Origin of the sequence: Rhizobium sp. LC145, assembly GCF_001005825.1 — a bacterium.
Classification (GTDB): Bacteria; Pseudomonadota; Alphaproteobacteria; order Rhizobiales; family Rhizobiaceae; genus Neorhizobium.
On record NZ_LBHV01000007.1, the window covers coordinates 166,183 to 182,638 of the forward strand.

19 protein-coding genes are annotated in these 16,456 nt (G+C 63.1%); 4 read left to right on the forward strand and 15 right to left on the reverse strand.

Going from position 1 to position 16,456, the window contains the following annotated elements; genetic code table 11:
• Positions 1–9: 9 nt before the first annotated feature.
• The 5 genes from YH62_RS18850 to YH62_RS18870 all read right to left on the reverse strand — a co-directional run bounded on the left by YH62_RS18850 (position 10) and on the right by YH62_RS18870 (position 3,477).
• Entirely contained in the window at positions 10–756 is a 747-nt protein-coding gene (locus YH62_RS18850; RefSeq protein WP_046795799.1) for a sulfite exporter TauE/SafE family protein, read from the reverse strand.
• 107 nt (positions 757–863) lie between these two features.
• Positions 864–1,265, reverse strand: a complete 402-nt coding sequence (locus tag YH62_RS18855) for a nuclear transport factor 2 family protein (RefSeq protein ID WP_046795800.1) — start codon at positions 1,263–1,265, stop codon at positions 864–866.
• Between the two features lie 92 nt (positions 1,266–1,357).
• Positions 1,358–2,173 (reverse strand): VOC family protein, encoded by an 816-nt coding sequence (locus YH62_RS18860; protein ID WP_046795801.1) that lies wholly within the window; start codon positions 2,171–2,173, stop codon positions 1,358–1,360.
• 38 nt (positions 2,174–2,211) lie between these two features.
• Entirely contained in the window at positions 2,212–2,679 is a 468-nt protein-coding gene (locus YH62_RS18865; protein ID WP_170986341.1) for a DUF1579 domain-containing protein, read from the reverse strand.
• Positions 2,680–2,724: 45 nt separating this feature from the next.
• The gene (locus YH62_RS18870; RefSeq protein WP_046795803.1) at positions 2,725–3,477 is read right to left on the reverse strand and encodes a thioredoxin family protein; all 753 of its coding nucleotides are present in this window, start codon (positions 3,475–3,477) and stop codon (positions 2,725–2,727) included.
• A gap of 53 nt (positions 3,478–3,530) precedes the next feature.
• Here YH62_RS18870 and YH62_RS18875 point away from each other — a divergent pair, with 53 nt between their 5' ends.
• Positions 3,531–3,983, forward strand: coding sequence for a MarR family transcriptional regulator (locus tag YH62_RS18875; protein ID WP_046796058.1), 453 nt, complete (start codon positions 3,531–3,533; stop codon positions 3,981–3,983).
• Here YH62_RS18875 and YH62_RS18880 read toward each other — a convergent pair.
• The 3 genes from YH62_RS18880 to YH62_RS18890 form a co-directional block, all read right to left on the reverse strand.
• Positions 3,976–4,731: an RES family NAD+ phosphorylase gene (locus YH62_RS18880; protein WP_046795804.1), complete on the reverse strand. Its 756-nt coding sequence runs from the start codon at positions 4,729–4,731 to the stop codon at positions 3,976–3,978. The genes YH62_RS18875 and YH62_RS18880 overlap by 8 nt on opposite strands.
• On the reverse strand, positions 4,691–5,089 hold the full coding sequence (locus tag YH62_RS18885; RefSeq protein ID WP_046795805.1) for an MbcA/ParS/Xre antitoxin family protein: 399 nt from the start codon (positions 5,087–5,089) through the stop codon (positions 4,691–4,693). The genes YH62_RS18880 and YH62_RS18885 overlap by 41 nt, the downstream gene beginning before the upstream one ends.
• Before the next feature lie 212 nt (positions 5,090–5,301).
• Positions 5,302–5,724 carry an organic hydroperoxide resistance protein gene (locus YH62_RS18890; protein ID WP_046795806.1) on the reverse strand — a complete coding sequence of 141 codons (423 nt, stop codon included), beginning with the start codon at positions 5,722–5,724 and terminating at the stop codon, positions 5,302–5,304.
• Positions 5,725–5,865: 141 nt separating this feature from the next.
• Between YH62_RS18890 and YH62_RS18895 the strand changes: the two genes are divergently transcribed.
• A complete protein-coding gene (locus YH62_RS18895) occupies positions 5,866–6,333 on the forward strand; it encodes a MarR family winged helix-turn-helix transcriptional regulator (RefSeq protein ID WP_046795807.1) in 468 nt (155 codons plus the stop codon).
• Between the two features lie 147 nt (positions 6,334–6,480).
• Here the strand turns inward: YH62_RS18895 and YH62_RS18900 are convergent, their stop codons facing one another.
• From YH62_RS18900 to YH62_RS18910, 3 genes are all read right to left on the reverse strand, one after another.
• Positions 6,481–7,365: an aminoglycoside phosphotransferase family protein gene (locus tag YH62_RS18900; protein WP_046795808.1), complete on the reverse strand. Its 885-nt coding sequence runs from the start codon at positions 7,363–7,365 to the stop codon at positions 6,481–6,483.
• Between the two features lie 61 nt (positions 7,366–7,426).
• Positions 7,427–8,161: a L,D-transpeptidase gene (locus tag YH62_RS18905; RefSeq protein ID WP_046795809.1), complete on the reverse strand. Its 735-nt coding sequence runs from the start codon at positions 8,159–8,161 to the stop codon at positions 7,427–7,429.
• Between the two features lie 225 nt (positions 8,162–8,386).
• Positions 8,387–9,196 carry a L,D-transpeptidase gene (locus tag YH62_RS18910; protein WP_046795810.1) on the reverse strand — a complete coding sequence of 270 codons (810 nt, stop codon included), beginning with the start codon at positions 9,194–9,196 and terminating at the stop codon, positions 8,387–8,389.
• A gap of 246 nt (positions 9,197–9,442) precedes the next feature.
• Between YH62_RS18910 and YH62_RS29570 the strand changes: the two genes are divergently transcribed.
• A complete protein-coding gene (locus YH62_RS29570; RefSeq protein ID WP_082118416.1) occupies positions 9,443–10,375 on the forward strand; it encodes an RHS repeat-associated core domain-containing protein in 933 nt (310 codons plus the stop codon).
• A gap of 89 nt (positions 10,376–10,464) precedes the next feature.
• Here the strand turns inward: YH62_RS29570 and YH62_RS18915 are convergent, their stop codons facing one another.
• Positions 10,465–10,947 (reverse strand): Rrf2 family transcriptional regulator, encoded by a 483-nt coding sequence (locus YH62_RS18915; RefSeq protein ID WP_046795811.1) that lies wholly within the window; start codon positions 10,945–10,947, stop codon positions 10,465–10,467.
• A gap of 134 nt (positions 10,948–11,081) precedes the next feature.
• Between YH62_RS18915 and YH62_RS18920 the strand changes: the two genes are divergently transcribed.
• Complete coding sequence (locus YH62_RS18920; RefSeq protein WP_046795812.1) at positions 11,082–11,969, forward strand: NAD(P)/FAD-dependent oxidoreductase; 888 nt, start codon at positions 11,082–11,084, stop codon at positions 11,967–11,969.
• Here the strand turns inward: YH62_RS18920 and YH62_RS18925 are convergent.
• From YH62_RS18925 to YH62_RS18935, 3 genes are all read right to left on the reverse strand, one after another.
• Positions 11,966–13,591 (reverse strand): cisplatin damage response ATP-dependent DNA ligase, encoded by a 1,626-nt coding sequence (locus YH62_RS18925; RefSeq protein WP_046795813.1) that lies wholly within the window; start codon positions 13,589–13,591, stop codon positions 11,966–11,968. The genes YH62_RS18920 and YH62_RS18925 overlap by 4 nt on opposite strands.
• A gap of 250 nt (positions 13,592–13,841) precedes the next feature.
• Positions 13,842–14,852 carry a ligase-associated DNA damage response exonuclease gene (locus YH62_RS18930; RefSeq protein ID WP_046795814.1) on the reverse strand — a complete coding sequence of 337 codons (1,011 nt, stop codon included), beginning with the start codon at positions 14,850–14,852 and terminating at the stop codon, positions 13,842–13,844.
• Between the two features lie 82 nt (positions 14,853–14,934).
• Positions 14,935–16,446 carry an MDR family MFS transporter gene (locus tag YH62_RS18935; protein ID WP_046795815.1) on the reverse strand — a complete coding sequence of 504 codons (1,512 nt, stop codon included), beginning with the start codon at positions 16,444–16,446 and terminating at the stop codon, positions 14,935–14,937.
• Positions 16,447–16,456: the final 10 nt, after the last annotated feature.

A 16,456-nucleotide genomic window follows, 5' to 3' on the forward strand; every position in this document is an offset into this window, starting at 1 on the left:
GGCCTAGGCCTAAAACCACGGCCGCAGGGCAAGCTCGCCGCCGAGCAGGACGAGGCAGACCAGAAAGCCGCGCCGGAAGGCGGCGGGGCTGATGCGATTTCGCAGCGCCTGCCCCGCCCACATGCCGGCAAGCGCCGGCAGGATCGCCAGTGACGAAAGCAGGAGATTGCCGAAATCTAGGGCGCCGTGCCAGGCGAGGCCGGCAAACAGCGCCATGGTCGAGACGGTGAAGGAGAGGCCGAGCGCCTGCACGAGATCGTCGCGGCCAAGGTTCAATGCCTGAAGATAGGGCACGGCCGGGATGACGAAAACGCCGGTTGCGCCCGTAATGACGCCGGTCACCAGACCGATCAGGGGCGACAACCATCTTTCGGCCTGCGGGGGCACGAAGGGCTGCTTTCCGAAAAGCGAATAAAGGGCATAGGCGACCAGGACGAGGCCAAGGGCAGCCACGGATAGAGGGCTTCCCGCGGTCAGCAGAAATGCGCCCGGCACGGTGCCGGCGACGATCATCGCCATCATCGGCCAGAGCCTTCTTGCGAGCGCCATGAAGCTCGGCCCGGTCGACAACTGCCATATGTTGGTGACGGCGGAAGGCACGAGCAGCAGCCCCGCCGCCGCGACGGGAGAGATGAGCGCGCCCAGCACCCCCATCGCGACCGTCGGCAGCCCCATTCCGGTGACGCCCTTGACCAGGCCTGCGATGATGAATGTGCCGGCAACGGCGGCGAGAAAGGGAAGGGAAAGCTCCGTCATGCCGCCTTATCTCACGGCGGCTCGATGCTTCTCAAGGCGCGAAAAGGCCTGATGCTTCGATAAAGGTCGAAGGATGCACAGCCCTCACGCGCATCTCCGCGTCGCCGTCACGGCTCGATGAAGCGATCCTCGACCGTCGGGACCGAATGGTGTTCATGCGAGATGACCCATTCGCCATCACGTTTCTCCAGGCCCACCGTCAATCTGAAATCCAGCGGGCCGGCAGACGTGCCATCGCAATGGAAAGTGCAGGCGGCGAAGGCGACATCGTTGCCGGCCACCACCCGCATCGAGGTCGGCCGATAGGTGATCGGCCCTTTCGGATCGGCAAAGAAGAAATCCCAGGTCTTGTCATAGGCTTCAATGCCTTCGACCGTTTCGGGAAAATCGAACATCAGGAGATCGGACGAGTGGCGGGCAAGGATTTTTACGCGATCACCGCTCATCACTGCATTCGCCCAGTCTTCGATGATATCCCTGATCCGCTGCTCTTCGCTTTCGGATGCCATGCGAACCTCCTTTGCTCGCGCAGCCACGCTCACCCCGCCACGGTCGCAACCGCGGCGAGGCTTTGACGACGTCGGGAAGATCAACTCGGCGGTTATCGTTTCGCCGCGCTCAGAGCGAAGAAGGCGCCCTGCGGATCGGTGCACTGGACGATCCAGCCGCCGCTCGGAACCTGCATAGGCCCCATGACGATCTTGCCGCCACCAGCCTTCACCCGCTCGGCCGCAGCATCGATCGCCTCGACCGTGAAGTAATAGGCCCAGCAGGCAGGCATGTCGGCCGGCTTGGTCATCATACCGCCGATCATCTGACCGTTATGGGCGAATATCTTGTAAACGCCCATCTCACCGATGTCGCAGTCCTGATCAAGCGTCCAGCCGAAGACCTTTCCGTAGAAATCGAGAGCTTCGGCACCATCGCCAGCATAGAGTTCATGCCAGCCGACGGCGCCGACATCCTCCGGAGCAAGCTCCGGCGGCGGTGGCTGATCCATCGGCAGGGGCTTCATGACGCAGATGACCGCGCCGTGCGGATCGGCAAGCACGGCGAAGCGGCCGATACCGGGGATATCCTCGGGCGGACGCTGCACCGCGCCGCCGTGTTCGGTGAATTCCCTAGCCGTCTGGTCGACGTCATCGACCGCGACATAGCCGGTCCAGTTCGGCGGGATCTTGCCTTCCAATTCCGGCGGAAAATTCATCATGCCGCCGATGCCGGGGCAATTTTCGCCCTCCCCCATCTCGAACAGGAAATAGGGAAAATCGATATCCGGCATATCGACCTGCTTGACCTTCCAGCCGACCACCGAGGAATAGAATTTGCCCGCGGCATCGGTGTCGGGCGTCATCAGTTCGCACCAGATGAACTTGCCATGCGTCTTCGAACGTGCTTCCGAAACGGTCTGCAACATTGCCGTTTCCTCCTTCGATTGTAGTTGAACGCGCTGGTTCAGAGCTTGCGCGTATAGCTCGCTTCCATGAACTGCTTCCAGCTTCCATCCGGCTGTTTGGCGCTGGAATTGAAGGTGCGGTTGTTTCTATCCTGGAAGGTGATCTGCTCGCGGTAGTCGCCGGTCTTTCCCGGATTTTCCATATCCGGACCGGTGGTATAGAGGCTGAGCGTCTTGCCGTCGGCGGAAAGCTCGCCCTCGTAGACCCACAGGTAGTTCATCATCGACCCCAGCCAGGTGCCGACATATTTGCCCTTTTCGGGATCGTAGCCCAGCGTCATGATCGTCGTGGCATCCCCGCCTCCGGGCATCTGGCCATTGCCTTCGGCCACAAACCAGATGCCGCCCAGGGAGCGGACCACTTCCGTCCACGTCTCATCGCCGCTCATGGTTCCGGAAGTGACATTCCATGTCCCGACGAGCTGTTCGAGAAAGCCGTGCTCGGCCTGCGGTTTCGGCATTTCCATCATGATTTCCTCCTCCTCTTTATACGGACCCGATCCTGCGCCCGATCAATGGCAAGATGATGAAGACGCCGCCTCCGGCGCCGGCTCATATTCATCGTGGCGCTTGACGAAATTCATGGTCGAGTCCTCGTTGCGGCCGAAGGGCGCCCGGTCGAGGATCATCAGCGTGCCGATCACCTCCTCGCCGCCTCGGGCATAGGTCGAATAGGTATGAAAAACCTCTCCGCTCTCGTTCCTGTAGAAGGCGGAAAGGCCGGGCAGCTCGTCATGCGCATCTTCCGGTGGAATTTCCGTGAAATTGTAGAAGACCTTGTCCTTCGCGAGATCCTCCTTGGTGAAGGAGACGTGATAATCGAAGTTGAAGTCCGAGCCGTAGGACGAGACCCAGGGAAACTTCCAGCCCATGCGCTTCTTGTAGGCCTCGATCTTTTCGAGCGGCGCACGGGAAACGGCGATCAGCGTCACGTCGTGATGGTTGAGATGTGGCAGCGTGCCGTCGAAATGGTCGGCCAGGAAGGAGCAGCCGGGGCAGCCCGCCTCCCATTCCGGACCGAGCATGAAGTGATAGATGAGGAGCTGACTGCGGCCGTCGAACAGCTCGGCAAGCGCCTTCCTCCCCTTCGGCGTGTCGAAGACATACTCTTTGTCGACCTTCACCCAGGGTAATGCCCGGCGCTCGGCCCGCACCTTGTCGCGCAGATGGGTCTCTTCCTTCTCGAGCTTCAGGAGATCGCGGCGGGCCTTCAGCCATTCCTCGCGCGATACGACGGGATTTCTCGGGGATACGGTAGCATCCATGATTTCTCTCCTCCATTGACATGATAGGTTGATATCAACATACTATCCGCATGCTGTCAAACACTGCCGAAATAGAGCCGATTCCCTTCTCGACCACCCTGCATGTTCGCGACACATGTCTTTGTCTGCACGTGCAGCGAGCCGCGCGGGCGCTCGCGCGCCGCTTCGACAATGCCATGAAGCCGATCGGGCTGACGAACGGCCAATTCTCGCTGATGATGTCGCTCAACCGCCCCCAGCCGGCCTCCATGGGATCGGTCGTCAACGTGCTCGCCATGGACCGCACGACGCTGACGGCGGCGCTGAAGGTGCTGGAACGGCGCGGGCTCGTCAAAACCGCCGTCGACCCTAAGGACCGGCGCGGCAAGCTCCTGAGCCTCACCGATGAAGGCATGGCCCTGCTTTCGGCAGCGCTGCCGATCTGGGTCCGCGTGCATGGGGAGGTCGACGCGGAACTCGGCGGCGACGTGGAGCGGCTGAGAGAGACGCTGGCTCTCGTTAAATAGGCCGCAGTCGCGGATCGGCCTCGAAATCCGCCCGCGAGAACCCGATCCTCGTCAACGGAAAATCGCGGATCGCCTGCACGCCGGCGCCGGACAGGCGGATGCGCCAGGTCTGCCGCTCCACCGGCTCTCTCGCGGCAAATGTTTTGGCGGTGAGGAGCGCGATATTCATGCCGCCTTCCGGATCGCGCACCGAACGGTAGAGGATCGCCTCTATGCCCGCCCCGCGCGCCGCATCCGCCAGCGCCTGGCAGGCGGCGTAATCGGTGCGGTGCTCCCAATGGGCACGATCCCGATCGAATGGCGGAAGGGTGAGATCGATGCCGGCATCCGTCTTCGCGGGCACGGCGAAGGCGGTATATTCCGCGGCATTGGCGGGAAAGGGCGTGGCGGGCGATTCGGCGAAGAACAGCAGCCGGTAGAAGGCCATTTCGGCGATCGCGGTGGTGACGGCCGTGGCCGCATAGAAGACGCCGAGTGTTCGCCCGGCCCGGCGAAAACGCGAGCCGTGCGGATAGGCGGCGCCATAGCGGAAGGGCGTGGCGAGCAGATAATCCAGCCCCTCGCATTCGGGCGGATAGGAGGGCTTCGTCTCCTCCAGCAGGTTTTCGAGAAGCGCCTGCTCCTCCACCGTATCGACGAGCTTCATCGTCGATACCCGGTGCTGCGCCTCCACCAGCCGCCAGAAGCGGCCGGAGATGCGCCGCGCCTCAGACGAGAGCGCGGCGGGCGTCCAGATAGGCAAGGACATCGGTGAGGCCGGAAACGGTGAGGATTCTTTGAGCCGGCACGCCGCCGAGCGCCGAATTTTCGTTGCGCAGCCATTGGCGGGCGACCATGTCGTCACCGCCGGTAATGGCATCGAGCGAGCGGAACAGCCGGATGAGCAGGAGCGCCAGCTCGAAAGGCTTCGTGCCCTTCTCCAACTGGTGATCCTGCCGCTTCATGCGCGAGACGGAAGCTTCCGATACGCCGACCACCGCGCCGAGTATGCGCGCGTTGAGACCCAGCCGTTCAGCTGCGTTCACCGCCGCCTTGGTCACCACCATCCCTTCCTGAGACGAACCTTCTCGCGTCGGAGGGGGAGCCACTTTCTGCCGCAAAGTCATGGCTATTTCCTTTCCATGGAAAGAATATAGCACTAAACTTGCGGAAAACAAGGCGCGTGCTCGGGGGCCGATGAGGAACTCCCCACCTCCCCTTGAGGGGGAGGTCGCAGCGAAGCTGCGGGTGGGGTGAGCACTGTGCTCACGCACGAACGGTCACCCCACCCCGAACCTGCGGTTCGACCCCCCCCCCTCGAGGGAGGGTGGAAATCCCGTCAGGCCACCTTGACCGGAACTTCTGTCGAGGTGCGCATGGCATGGCTGTAGGGGCAGACGATATGGGCCTTGGCGACGAGGTCTTCCGCCTGGGCCTTGTCGAAGCCGGGAAGATCGACCAGCAGGGAGACTTCGATGCCGAAGCCGGTGCCGTCGTCGCGCGGGCCAATGCCGACAGTGGCGGTGACCTTGGCGTCATCCGGGATCTTCACCTTCTCCTTGCCGGCGACGTTCTTCAGTGCGCCCAGGAAGCAAGCCGAATAGCCGGCAGCGAAAAGCTGTTCGGGATTGGTGCCGGTGGCGCCGTCGCCGCCAAGTTCCTTCGGCACGGTCAGCGTGACATCGAGGACACCGTTTTCGGAAACGGCGCGGCCGGCGCGGCCGCCGGTGGCGGAAGCCTTGGTCGTATAGAGAATGGCCATCTGGGGACTCCTTCCTGAGAGCGAGGCTAATTTTGTTGTTCGCAATTCAATTGCGCGCAATATAGTTATGCGCATTGTGTTTTGCCGTCAAGCCTGCGACAATGACGAAATAGAGAGCTTGCCCCTAAAGTCAGGAGCCACATGCAGAAAAAGTCGGAAAACGGTCACTTGGGAGACGTCGGCATCAGCCTCGACGGCCAGCTCTGTTTCGCGATCTACGGCGCGGCGCATGCCTTCAACCGCGCCTACAAGCCGCTTCTGGAGCCGCTCGGGCTGACCTATCCGCAATATCTCGTCATGCTGGCGCTGTGGGAGCAAGACGGTCAGCCGGTGAAGGCGATCGGCGAGCGGCTCGGCCTCGATTCCGGCACGCTCTCCCCTCTCCTCAAGCGGCTGGAGCAGGCCGATCTCGTCAAGCGCAAGCGCGACCGCCGGGACGAGCGCCAGGTGCATATCTCGCTCACGCCGAAGGGCGCCGAGATGAAGGCTCAAGCCGAACACGTCGCCCGCGCGATCGGCGAAGCGCTGGGCTGCGGACTGGACGAGGTCGCCGCATTGAGGGATGCCTTGAAGGCGCTGAGGGAGAGGCTTCTGAGCGCGGACGCGTGAGGTTTGTTGCCCCTCATCCGGCTGCCGCCACCTTCTCCCCGCTCGCGGGGAGAAGGGATATGCCGCACCGGTTTCCCGCATCACAAGGGTTCGTTTGCCACGTCCCCTCTCCCCGCAGGCGGGGAGAGGGCTAGGGTGAGGGGCAAATCAAATAGCGCCCTGATGATCCGCGACGATTTCCTCGATCCAGCGGCGATGGGCATCCGCCTTTTGCAGATCACTTTCCCGATGTTCGGCAAGGGTGATCAAAGCCTTCCACAGCGCCCAGCCGCGCCCTCTCTCCCAAGCCTGAGCGTCGAGGTCCAGCCGCTCGCGGAAGGCCTCGCGCGCCGGCCGGTCGAACAGCGTCCAGGCGATGACGAGATCGGAGGACGGGTCGCCGACGCCGGAACTGCCGAAATCGATCACCGCGGAAAGTCTGCCGTTTCGCACCAGGAGATTGCCTTCGGCGATATCCCCATGCACCCAGACGGGCTTTTGCTGCCAGCGGCTGGCGAGCGCCCTTTCCCAGATTTCCGTCAGCAACGGCACGTCCATTTCATCGGCAAGAACCGCAAGCGCTGCCCGCGTTTGACCATCATAGACGCCGAGCGAACCACCCCGATGGAAGTTGTGCACGCCGGCGGCGGGACCACCAGAGGTATCGATCCTCCAGAGCGCGATCAGGAAATCCGCCAGCTCCTCGGCGAAGCGGACCATGTCGGCGATCCGTTCGCGCTTCGCCGTCTCGCCCTCGATCCAGCGGTAGATCGACCACGGCCAGGGATAGCCGCAGCCCGGCCTTCCCTGGGCGAGCGGCGCCGGGATCGGCAGCGGCAGGGCAGAGGCCAGGTCCGGCAGCCAGCGATGCTCCTTCTCCACCTGCGCGACATAGTGCTCGGCGCTCGGCAGCCGAACCGACATATGATCGCCGAGGTGGAAGGTGCGGTTGTCCCAGCCGCCATTGGCGACGGGACGCACCGGCAGATCCGCCCATTGCGGAAACTGTTCCGCGACCAGGTTTTCGACCAGCTTCGTATCGATTTCCGCCATGCGCTCCCCCACAATGCCGGATAGGCGCTAACACCGCCTCACGACGGGAATGTGAAAGCGCTTACTGCCAGACGACAATGCGAGCCTTGGTCGGCACGCGATCGTAGAGATCGATGACGTCCTGATTCATCAGCCGCACACAACCGGAAGAGGCCGCCGTGCCGATGGATTGCCATTCCGGCGAACCGTGCAGGCGGTAGAGCGTGTCCTGGCCGTTCTGGAAGATATAGAGGGCGCGCGCGCCGAGCGGATTGGAGAGCCCCGGCGGCATGCCGCCATTGTCGGCGGAGTATTTGGCAAGCTCCGGCTGGCGGGCGATCATTTCGTTCGGCGGGGTCCATTTCGGCCATTTCTGCCGCCACTGGATGACGCCCTCGCCCTGCCAGGCGAAGCCTTCGCGGCCGATGCCGACGCCGTAGCGCATGGCCGAGCCGCCCGGCTCGATGAGATAGAGGAAGCGCGAGGCGGTATCCACCACCACCGTGCCCGGCCGTTCGCCGGTCGGATCGACCACGCGCTGGCGATAATAGCGCGGATTGATCTTCTGGTAGGGCACGGCCGGAATGACGAAGCCGCCATCCATCACCGTACCATACATGGCGTCGAGCTCGGCCGAGCCGCCCGCATCCATCGGGGGTGGAGCGAAGGCAGCGGGTGTCGGAGCGATCGGCTCCGGATAACTGGCGACGAGCTGCCCGCGCGGCGCGGTCGATGCGCAGCCGGCAAGCGTGGAAGCCGCTCCGCCTGCCAGAAATGTGAGAACGCTCCGGCGGGAATAGGAAGTGGTGAGACTCATGCTGGGAAGACCACCCGTCTTGGTAATGCTGATGTCGGCCTCGTCAACGGCAGGAGGCAGGAAAAAGTTCCAGCCGTGAACAGGGCTACCACCCCATGGTTTACGCTTCGCTAAGCAAGCCGGCACGCCGCTTAGCCGATACTCTGTAGCAAAGCAAATGCGCCCGGCCGACGTGAGTCGCCAGGCACATTCGCGTGAACGCATGGAAGTGTCGCGCGGGTGTGGTCAGATAACCACGATCTCGGCGCCCGCGGGCACGCGCTCGAAAAGGTCGATGACATCCTGGTTCAGCATGCGCACGCAGCCTGAGGAGGTCGCCTTGCCGACCGACTGCCAATCCGGCGTGCCGTGGACGCGGTAGAGCGTATCCTTGCCGTCCTTGAAAATGTAGAGCGCGCGCGCGCCGAGCGGGTTGTTGAGGCCGGGGGTCGCGCCGCCCGCGAACTGGCGCAGTTCCGGCTGGCGCTCGACCATGTCCAGCGGCGGGGTCCAGCGCGGCCATTTCGCCTTCCACTGGATCTTGCCGCGCCCCGACCAGGCGTAGCCGTCCCTGCCGAGGCCGACCCCGTAGCGGATCGCCTTGCCGCCGGGCTGCACCAGATAAAGATAGTGCTCGCGCGTATCGACGACGATCGTGCCCGGCGCTTCGCCCGTCCGGTAGGATACTTCCTGACGCAGGAAGCGCTGCTCGATCCGCGAATAGGGAATCTCCGGCAGAGTGTGACCTTCGTCCCGCATCACGCCATACATGGTGCGGTGGACGGGGTTGGAGACCGGCAGGCCATAGGTCTGGTGGAACTGGGTCTGGTAGAGATTGCGCTTCTGCGGGATCGGCTCGCGCGTCGGCACCGGCTGCGGCTGCACCGGCGCGGCGTAATAGGGATTGTAGAAGACCGGCGCCGTCTCCTGCACGAAGACATCCGGGTTCATGCGGCTCGTATCGGTGACGAAAAGGCAGCCGCTCAGCGGGATCGAGGAGACCGAGACCGAAAGCAGCGCAAGGATTCGGCGGAGAGGCTGATGAGTTGATGGCATGGAAACCCACTTCCGGCAGATGACGTCGGAAGCGATCATGCCAGAGCCAACTGGCGCGAGGCTGGTGACGCGGATGGCTCACCATTCAGCTCAGGGAGGCATCCCAATGATAAAAGGTGACGTAATCGGGCGTGAAGCCAGGCGTTGCGATTAGCGACTTGCCGCTCCAATCATAATCTCATAAATTGTAAATTATAAAAATACAACTAAACAGATTTACTCATCGGTGACTTGGAGGATTTCACAATGGCCAAGCATTCCGGAAAAGGACGGGAGCATAGCGCCGCTTCCGACACGGCACGGCATAGCGCCATGGGCTTCAACGGTGAGCTCCACGAAACGCAGGGCTGGCAGCTTCTCGGAAATGGGCGGCGCGCCTACAATCCCATCCTGATGCGCTTTCACAGCCCCGACCCGCTATCCCCTTTCGGGCGGGGCGGCATCAATGCTTATGCCTATTGCGGCAATGATCCCATCAACCGCACAGACCCGACGGGGCGTTCCTGGATAACTGCCCTGCGGGCAGTCGTAAGATTTCTGCGGCCGGTCATGCGCAGGCGACCCGTTTTCTTCGATGGCACGTCCACGGGCATGCTCTTGGATCGCACGTCCACGGGCATGCTGATGCCTTCGCGAAATCCCGATTCACGCGCGCCGATCCATGTCGGTTCGGGCAGAATATATCGACCAGACATGACCGATCGCTATGCCCATGAGCCAATTAGCGCCGTGAATAATTGGACGAGAGGAGAATTGGGAGATCGCCGCTTGCACCACGAGGAGAGATACTTTTCTGCGGATGCGGTTGTTTTACCGCGACGCGCACCACCAATCTATGACGAGGCGGTCGGAAGGTTCGAAATGTCCGCTCTCGAACCTAGGCCGAATCTCCATCCATCAGCGCCGCCAAGGTATTTTGAGGTCGACGATGGTCCACTTAGAAGCGAGGCACTTTCGGCCAGCCATCGTCTTTTCGCGCACGAGCAGTTCGCGGAACCGCCTCCCTATTACAACAACGACCTGCAACTTACGCCAATGGGCCGGCCACGCTGGCACAGAATGTCCCAAGGTCCGAGACGTTACGAGCCTGTTCACCTGCCCAGCTATGACGAATCAAATCAGAGGCAGCGTGCTCTTATTGCGTTTGCAGGTGCGATACGCCGCGATTCCCGGTGGTGAGGCGCGATGGGTTGCCCTAGCCGCCACATGGTCCGGCGCTCGTTCAGAGCATGACCCTCATCTGGACGCCATGAGCGAGCGCAATCCAGCTACGCCGTCGCACTCTTCCCTTCGCGGCACCGCGCGCCCTCGTGGCCAGAGCTGCGGACCTTTGCCATCCGCTCGTCGAAATCGCGGGCGAGATCGGCAAGCGTCACATGACCGAGACGCTCTAGAAGCAGCTTTTCGGCTTCGGCAAGCGCATCCTCCAGCGCCGCGTTGACCGCCTGCTCGACAAGGCATTCCGGCTGGTCGCAGGCCGGCCCGACGGCAAAGACCGGCGGCTCGCCGATCGCCCGGTAGACGTCGAGCAGGGTCAGCTCCTCCAGCGGACGGTTGAGAGTCCAGCCGCCGCCATGGCCCTTCTCCGAGCGGACATAGCCCTTCTCCCGAAGCCCCGCCATGGTGCGGCGGATCACCACCGGATTGGCGTTCAACATGCCGGCGATCACTTCGGACGTCGCCGAACCCTCGTGCCGGTCCATATGGATCAGCACATGCAGCATGCGGGAAAGCCGGCTATCCTGTCGCATCTTCGGTCTTCATCCTTCTCGATCCATCGAACCCATCCTACAGGAACGAGCCTTACGCAACAACAAAAGTTACAAACCTGTTGACGAGCCGAAATCATGTAACTTATGTTGTATCGAGATAAAGGAGTTTCCAGATGTATGACGCCATCATCGTGGGCGGCAGCTTTGCCGGCCTTTCCGCCGCACTCCAGCTCGGTCGCGCCCGCAGGCGAACTCTCATCATCGACGAGGGCCTTCGCCGCAACCGGTTCGCCGCGCACTCCCACGGCTTTCTCGGACAGGACGGACGCCCGCCGCAGGACATCGTGGCGGACGCCCGCGCGCAGCTTCGGCACTACGAGACGGTCGAATGGCTGGATGGGCGGGCCGAGAAGGCGGAAAAAGCCGGTTCCGGATTTTCCGTCAAAACGGGTGACGGCCGGCGGATTTCGGCGCGGCGGCTCGTCCTGGCGGCGGGTGTGATCGACACGCTGCCGGACATTTCAGGTCTTGAGGGGCGCTGGGGCCGCTCCGTCTTCCACTGCCCCTATTGCCACGGCTATGAGCTGAACCGGGGGAATGTCGGCGTGATCGCCGTCTCGGACATTTCCATGCATCACGCGATGATGCTGCCGGACTGGGGGCCGACCACCTTCATGCTCAACGGCAGCTTCACGCCCGACGAGGAGCAGCGCGCGCAACTTGCTCGCCGGGGTGTCAGGATCGAGGAAGCGCAGATCGAGAAGATTACCGGCGAGGCCGACATCCACTTCACGGACGGAAGGACCGCCTCCTTCGCCGGCCTTTTCGTATTGCCGCGGTCGCGCATGGCAAGCGGGCTTGCCGAACAGCTCGGCTGCGAATTCGAGGAATCCCCGCTTCTCCGCTTCATCAGAACAGGCCAGACCAAGGAAACCACCGTTTCCGGCGTCTTCGCCTGCGGCGACGCCACGCGCCCCGCAGGATCGGTCGCGATCGCCGTGGCGGACGGCAATATCGCCGGCTCCGCCGTTCACCAATCGCTGATATTCCGGGAGGATTAACCTCCCTTCGCCTCCACCATGGCGGTCAGCGTCGAAAGCCGGTCGGCATCACGCGGCAGCTTATCGGCCCGCAGGCGCGCAATCCGGGGAAACCGCATGGCAACCCCCGACTTGTGGCGCGTGGAGCGGTTGATGCCCTCGAAGGCGACTTCCAGCACGAAGCCGAAATCCGGTTCTGCCCGGACCGCACGGACGGGGCCGAACCGATCGACGGTGTTGTCGCGCACGAACTTGTCGAGCACTTCCAGTTCCGCATCGGTAAAACCGAAATAGGCCTTGCCGACCGGCACCAGCTCCTCGCCGTCCGGCGTTTCGGCCCATACGCCGAAGGTGAAATCGGAATAATAGCTCGACCGCTTGCCATGGCCGCGCTGCGCATAGAGCATCACCGCATCGATATTGTAGGGATCACGCTTCCACTTGAACCAAGGGCCTTTCAGGCGGCCGGCCTGATAGGGGCTGTCCTTTTTCTTGATCATCACGCCTTCGATCACCGGATCGGGCGGCGTGCGGCGCAGGCGGTCCAGCTCATCCCAGGTGGAGAAGGCCACGAGATCGGACAGATCGAACCGATCATGCGGCGCCCTGTCGATGACATCCGAAAGCCGCCGCCGGCGCTCTAGGAAACCCTCGGCGCGGATATCCAAGTCGCCTTCGAAGAGCAGGTCGTAAGCCCTTACGAAGGCCGGGTATTCCTCCAGCATTTTCGTTGTGACCGTCTTGCGGTTCAGCCGCTGCTGCAGATCGGAGAAGGTGCGGGTCGGGCTGTTGGAACGCATCGTGCCGCCGACCAGCAGCTCGCCATCGATGACGCCCTCGAAGCTGATGGCATCGATGATATCCGGGAAAGCGCCGGAGATATCGTCGCCCGAACGGGAATAGAGCTTGCGCGTGCCGCCATAGCTCGACATCTGCACGCGGATGCCATCCCATTTCCATTCGGCGGCGTAGTCTGCCGGATCGAGCTTTTCGAGATCGCCCTCCTCCACCGGATTGGCGAGCATGACGGAATGGAAGATCGCGGGCGTGGCCAGCACCGGCTTTTCCGCCCTGCCCTCCAGCCAGGCGAAGAGCGGCTCATAGGGCGGCACGAGGCCGTGCCAGAGCGTCTCGATCTCGGTCACATCCTTACCGCTCATATCGGAGAGCGCCTGCTTGGCGAGGCGGGCCGAGACGCCGATGCGCAAAGCCCCCGTGACGAGCTTCAGGAAGGCGAAGCGGCTCGACGGATCGAGCCTTCCGAGAAGATCGCGGACCGCCGAGCGCACCTCAAGGCGGCCGAGCGCGTTCATTTTCGTCACCACCTCGCCGAGATGCGGCTGCTCCTCGTCCGTTGTGTCGTCCTTTCCTTCGGCATCCCAGACGAGAGATATGGTTTCGGCCAAATCTCCCACATAGTCGTAGGAATACTGGAAGAGGACCGGGTCCATGCGCTCCAGCACGAGATCGCGCAGCATGGCCGGCTTGACGTTCTTCAAGTCGAGCGCGCCGGCAAGCGCCGCAAGGCCATAGCCGCGATCGGGATCGGGCGTGTCGCGGAAATAATCGGCAAGCAGCTTCAGCTTGCCGTTGCGCGATGGGGTGAGGACGAGGCGGTCGAGGAGAGTCGCGAAGGCTTTCATGACGCCCGCTCCGCAAAGTTCCCCTCTGGCCTGCCGGCCATCTCCCCCACAAGGGGGGAGAGGACTCGCGGCATGCCTTGCCGGTCCCTCGAAGCCGAACACCGCAGGTCACCTCTCTTTGGACGGGTGAGCGAGGCACCAAAGCCCCTCCCCCTTGTGGGGGTCCGCAAGGACGGGTCGAGACAAGAGGCTCGACCCCGGTCGGGTTGGGGAGGGGTTTTCATCTTCAGCGAGCGGAAGGAGATCACCATCAATCCCCCTCGTCCTCATAGCCCACCAGATGCAGCGGGCGGGCGGGAATGCCCTGGAGTTCGCACCAGCGTACCAGCGCCTCCTCGCGCCCGTGGGTGACCCAGACCTCGGAAGGCTCGATCTCCTTGATGGTCGACAGAAGCTCCGGCCAGTCGCAATGATCGGAGATCACCAGCGGTAGTTCGACGCCGCCCTGTTTGGCGCGCTGGCGCACCATCATCCAGCCGGAGGCAAAGGCGACGAGCGGCTCGTTGAAGCGGCGCGCCCAGCGATCCTGAAAAGCCGAAGGCGGACCGACGATGACGGAGCCCCGGAAGGTCTCCGGGCTGCTGCCCTCTATGGTGGCGGGGCGGATATCGCCGAGATCGATGCCCTCCCGCTGATAATATTCGCAGAGCCTCGCCAGTGCGCCGTGGATGAAGATCGGTTCGTGATAGCCGCAATCGCGGATCAGCCGAATGACGCGCTGCGCCTTGCCGAGCGCATAGGCGCCGACGAGGTGGCTGCGTTCGGGAAACTGTCTGAGCGAGGTGAAGAGCTTGCCGATCTCTTCCCTCGGATCGGGATGGTGGAAGACCGGCAGGCCGAAGGTCGCCTCGGTGATGAAGACGTCGCAGGCGATCGGCTCGAAGGGAGCGCAGGTGGGATCGATGCCGCGCTTGTAATCCCCCGAGACGACGATCCGGAGCCCTTCCCGTTCAACGACGATCTGGGCCGAGCCGAGCACATGGCCGGCGGGATGGAAGCTCACCCGCACGCCGTCGATATCGATCTCCTCTCCGAAGGAAACCGCCTGCTCCGCGCCTGCAAAGCCTTCCCCATAGCGCAGCCGCATGATGTCAAGCGTCTGGCGGGTCGCCAGCACCTTGCCGTGGCCGGCGCGGGCGTGATCCGAATGGCCGTGCGTGACGAGCGCCCGCTCGACGGGGCGCACCGGATCGACATGGAAGCGGCCGATGGGGCAGAAGAGCCCGGCCGGAGTGGGGTGGAGCAGCGCCTCGGGTTTCATGCGGCTCAAGATAGAGCGTTTCCGTCTTTCTCCAAGCCACGGAAACGCTCTATCCCTTTGTTTTCAGGCCGTTGCGAACCGATCAACGGCTCCCGGCGGTTGCCGGCGGCAGCCGGACCGGTTTCAGCGCAAGCGCCGCGGCAAGGCCGATCGCCGCGATACAGGCCCCGGTCAGGAAAAGCGGTGTGAAGGCGGTGGAATAGATCTCGGCGATTGCATGACGCGTCGCCTCCGGCAATTCCGCCATCATCTTGGGCGTCATCTCCGCCAGCCGCCCGGCGCCCGGCAGATCGATCGCCGCATGGCCGACCTGGGAACCGATGATGGCGCCATAGATGGAGATCGCGATCGCCGCGCCGCCCATGCGGGTGAGCGTCACCGCGCCGGTGGCCGCGCCGACATCGGCACGCGGCGCGCTGTTCTGGACCCCGATGATCGGCGCCTGCTGACCGAAGCCGATCGCCAGCCCCTGCAGCAGCATCAAAAGGGCTACGATGGTGAGCGGCGTACCGGCGCCGATCTGCGAGAATATCGCCAGCACTGTCATGTTGAGCGTCAGTCCGATGACGACGAAGGGCTTGTAGCGGCCGGTCATCGAGATCAGCCGTCCGGCCGTCAGGGAGCCGAGCGCGATACCGCCGGTGGTGGCGATGAAGAACAGGCCGGCCGTGGTGGGCGTCAGGCCCGTCGTCGTCTGCAGGAAGAACGCGAAATAATTCACCATGCCGATCGCCACGCCGCCGGTCATCAGCGAAATCACCAGGAATAGCGAGAAGGTCGAATCCCGGAAGAGCTTCAGGGGAATGATCGGCTCCGGCACACGGGCCTCCACCTTGACCCACAGGAAGGCGCAGAGCGCGCCCAGCCCGATGATGAGGAGCGACTGCCAGGCGAGCAGCGAGCCGAATATCTGCGCGGAATCGGCCCAGAGCACGACGCTCGCCACCGCGCCGGCAAGCAGTATGGCCCCGCCGTAATCGATCTTCGGGCGGCGCGCGGGACGGCGATAGGGAAGAAGGAGCACAAGACCGGTCAGCACGATGATGCCGATCGGCAGATTGATGAGGAAGATCGAGCGCCAGCCGAAGAGATCGCTCATCGTGCCGCCGAGCGTCGGGCCGACGGTTCCCGAAGCCATCAGCACGAGGCTGGAATAGCTCTGATATCTCGCCCGTTCCCGCGGCTCGAAAAGCTCGGCATTGATGGAGAAGATCGACACCATGATACCGCCGCCGCCAAGACCCTGGACGACGCGGGCGGCGATCAGCGAATCCATCGACCAGGCAAGGCCGCACAGCACCGAACCAAGCACGAAGATGAGGACGGCGGCGATCATGACGTATTTGCGGCCGAAGAGATCGCCGAGCTTGCCATAGACCGGCATCACCGCGCTCGTGGCGAGCAGATAGGCCGACCCGACCCAGCCGAAACGTTCCAGCTCGCCGAAATCGCCGACGATGGTGGGAAGCGCGGTGGAGACGATCTGGTTATCCAGCGTCGCCATGAACAGCGCCATCATGAGAAAGAGGAAAACGGCCAGCCGCAGACCATGGCTGGAGACGAGCGGCGGCGGCGCCGAATAATTCATGTCCATGGATATCTTT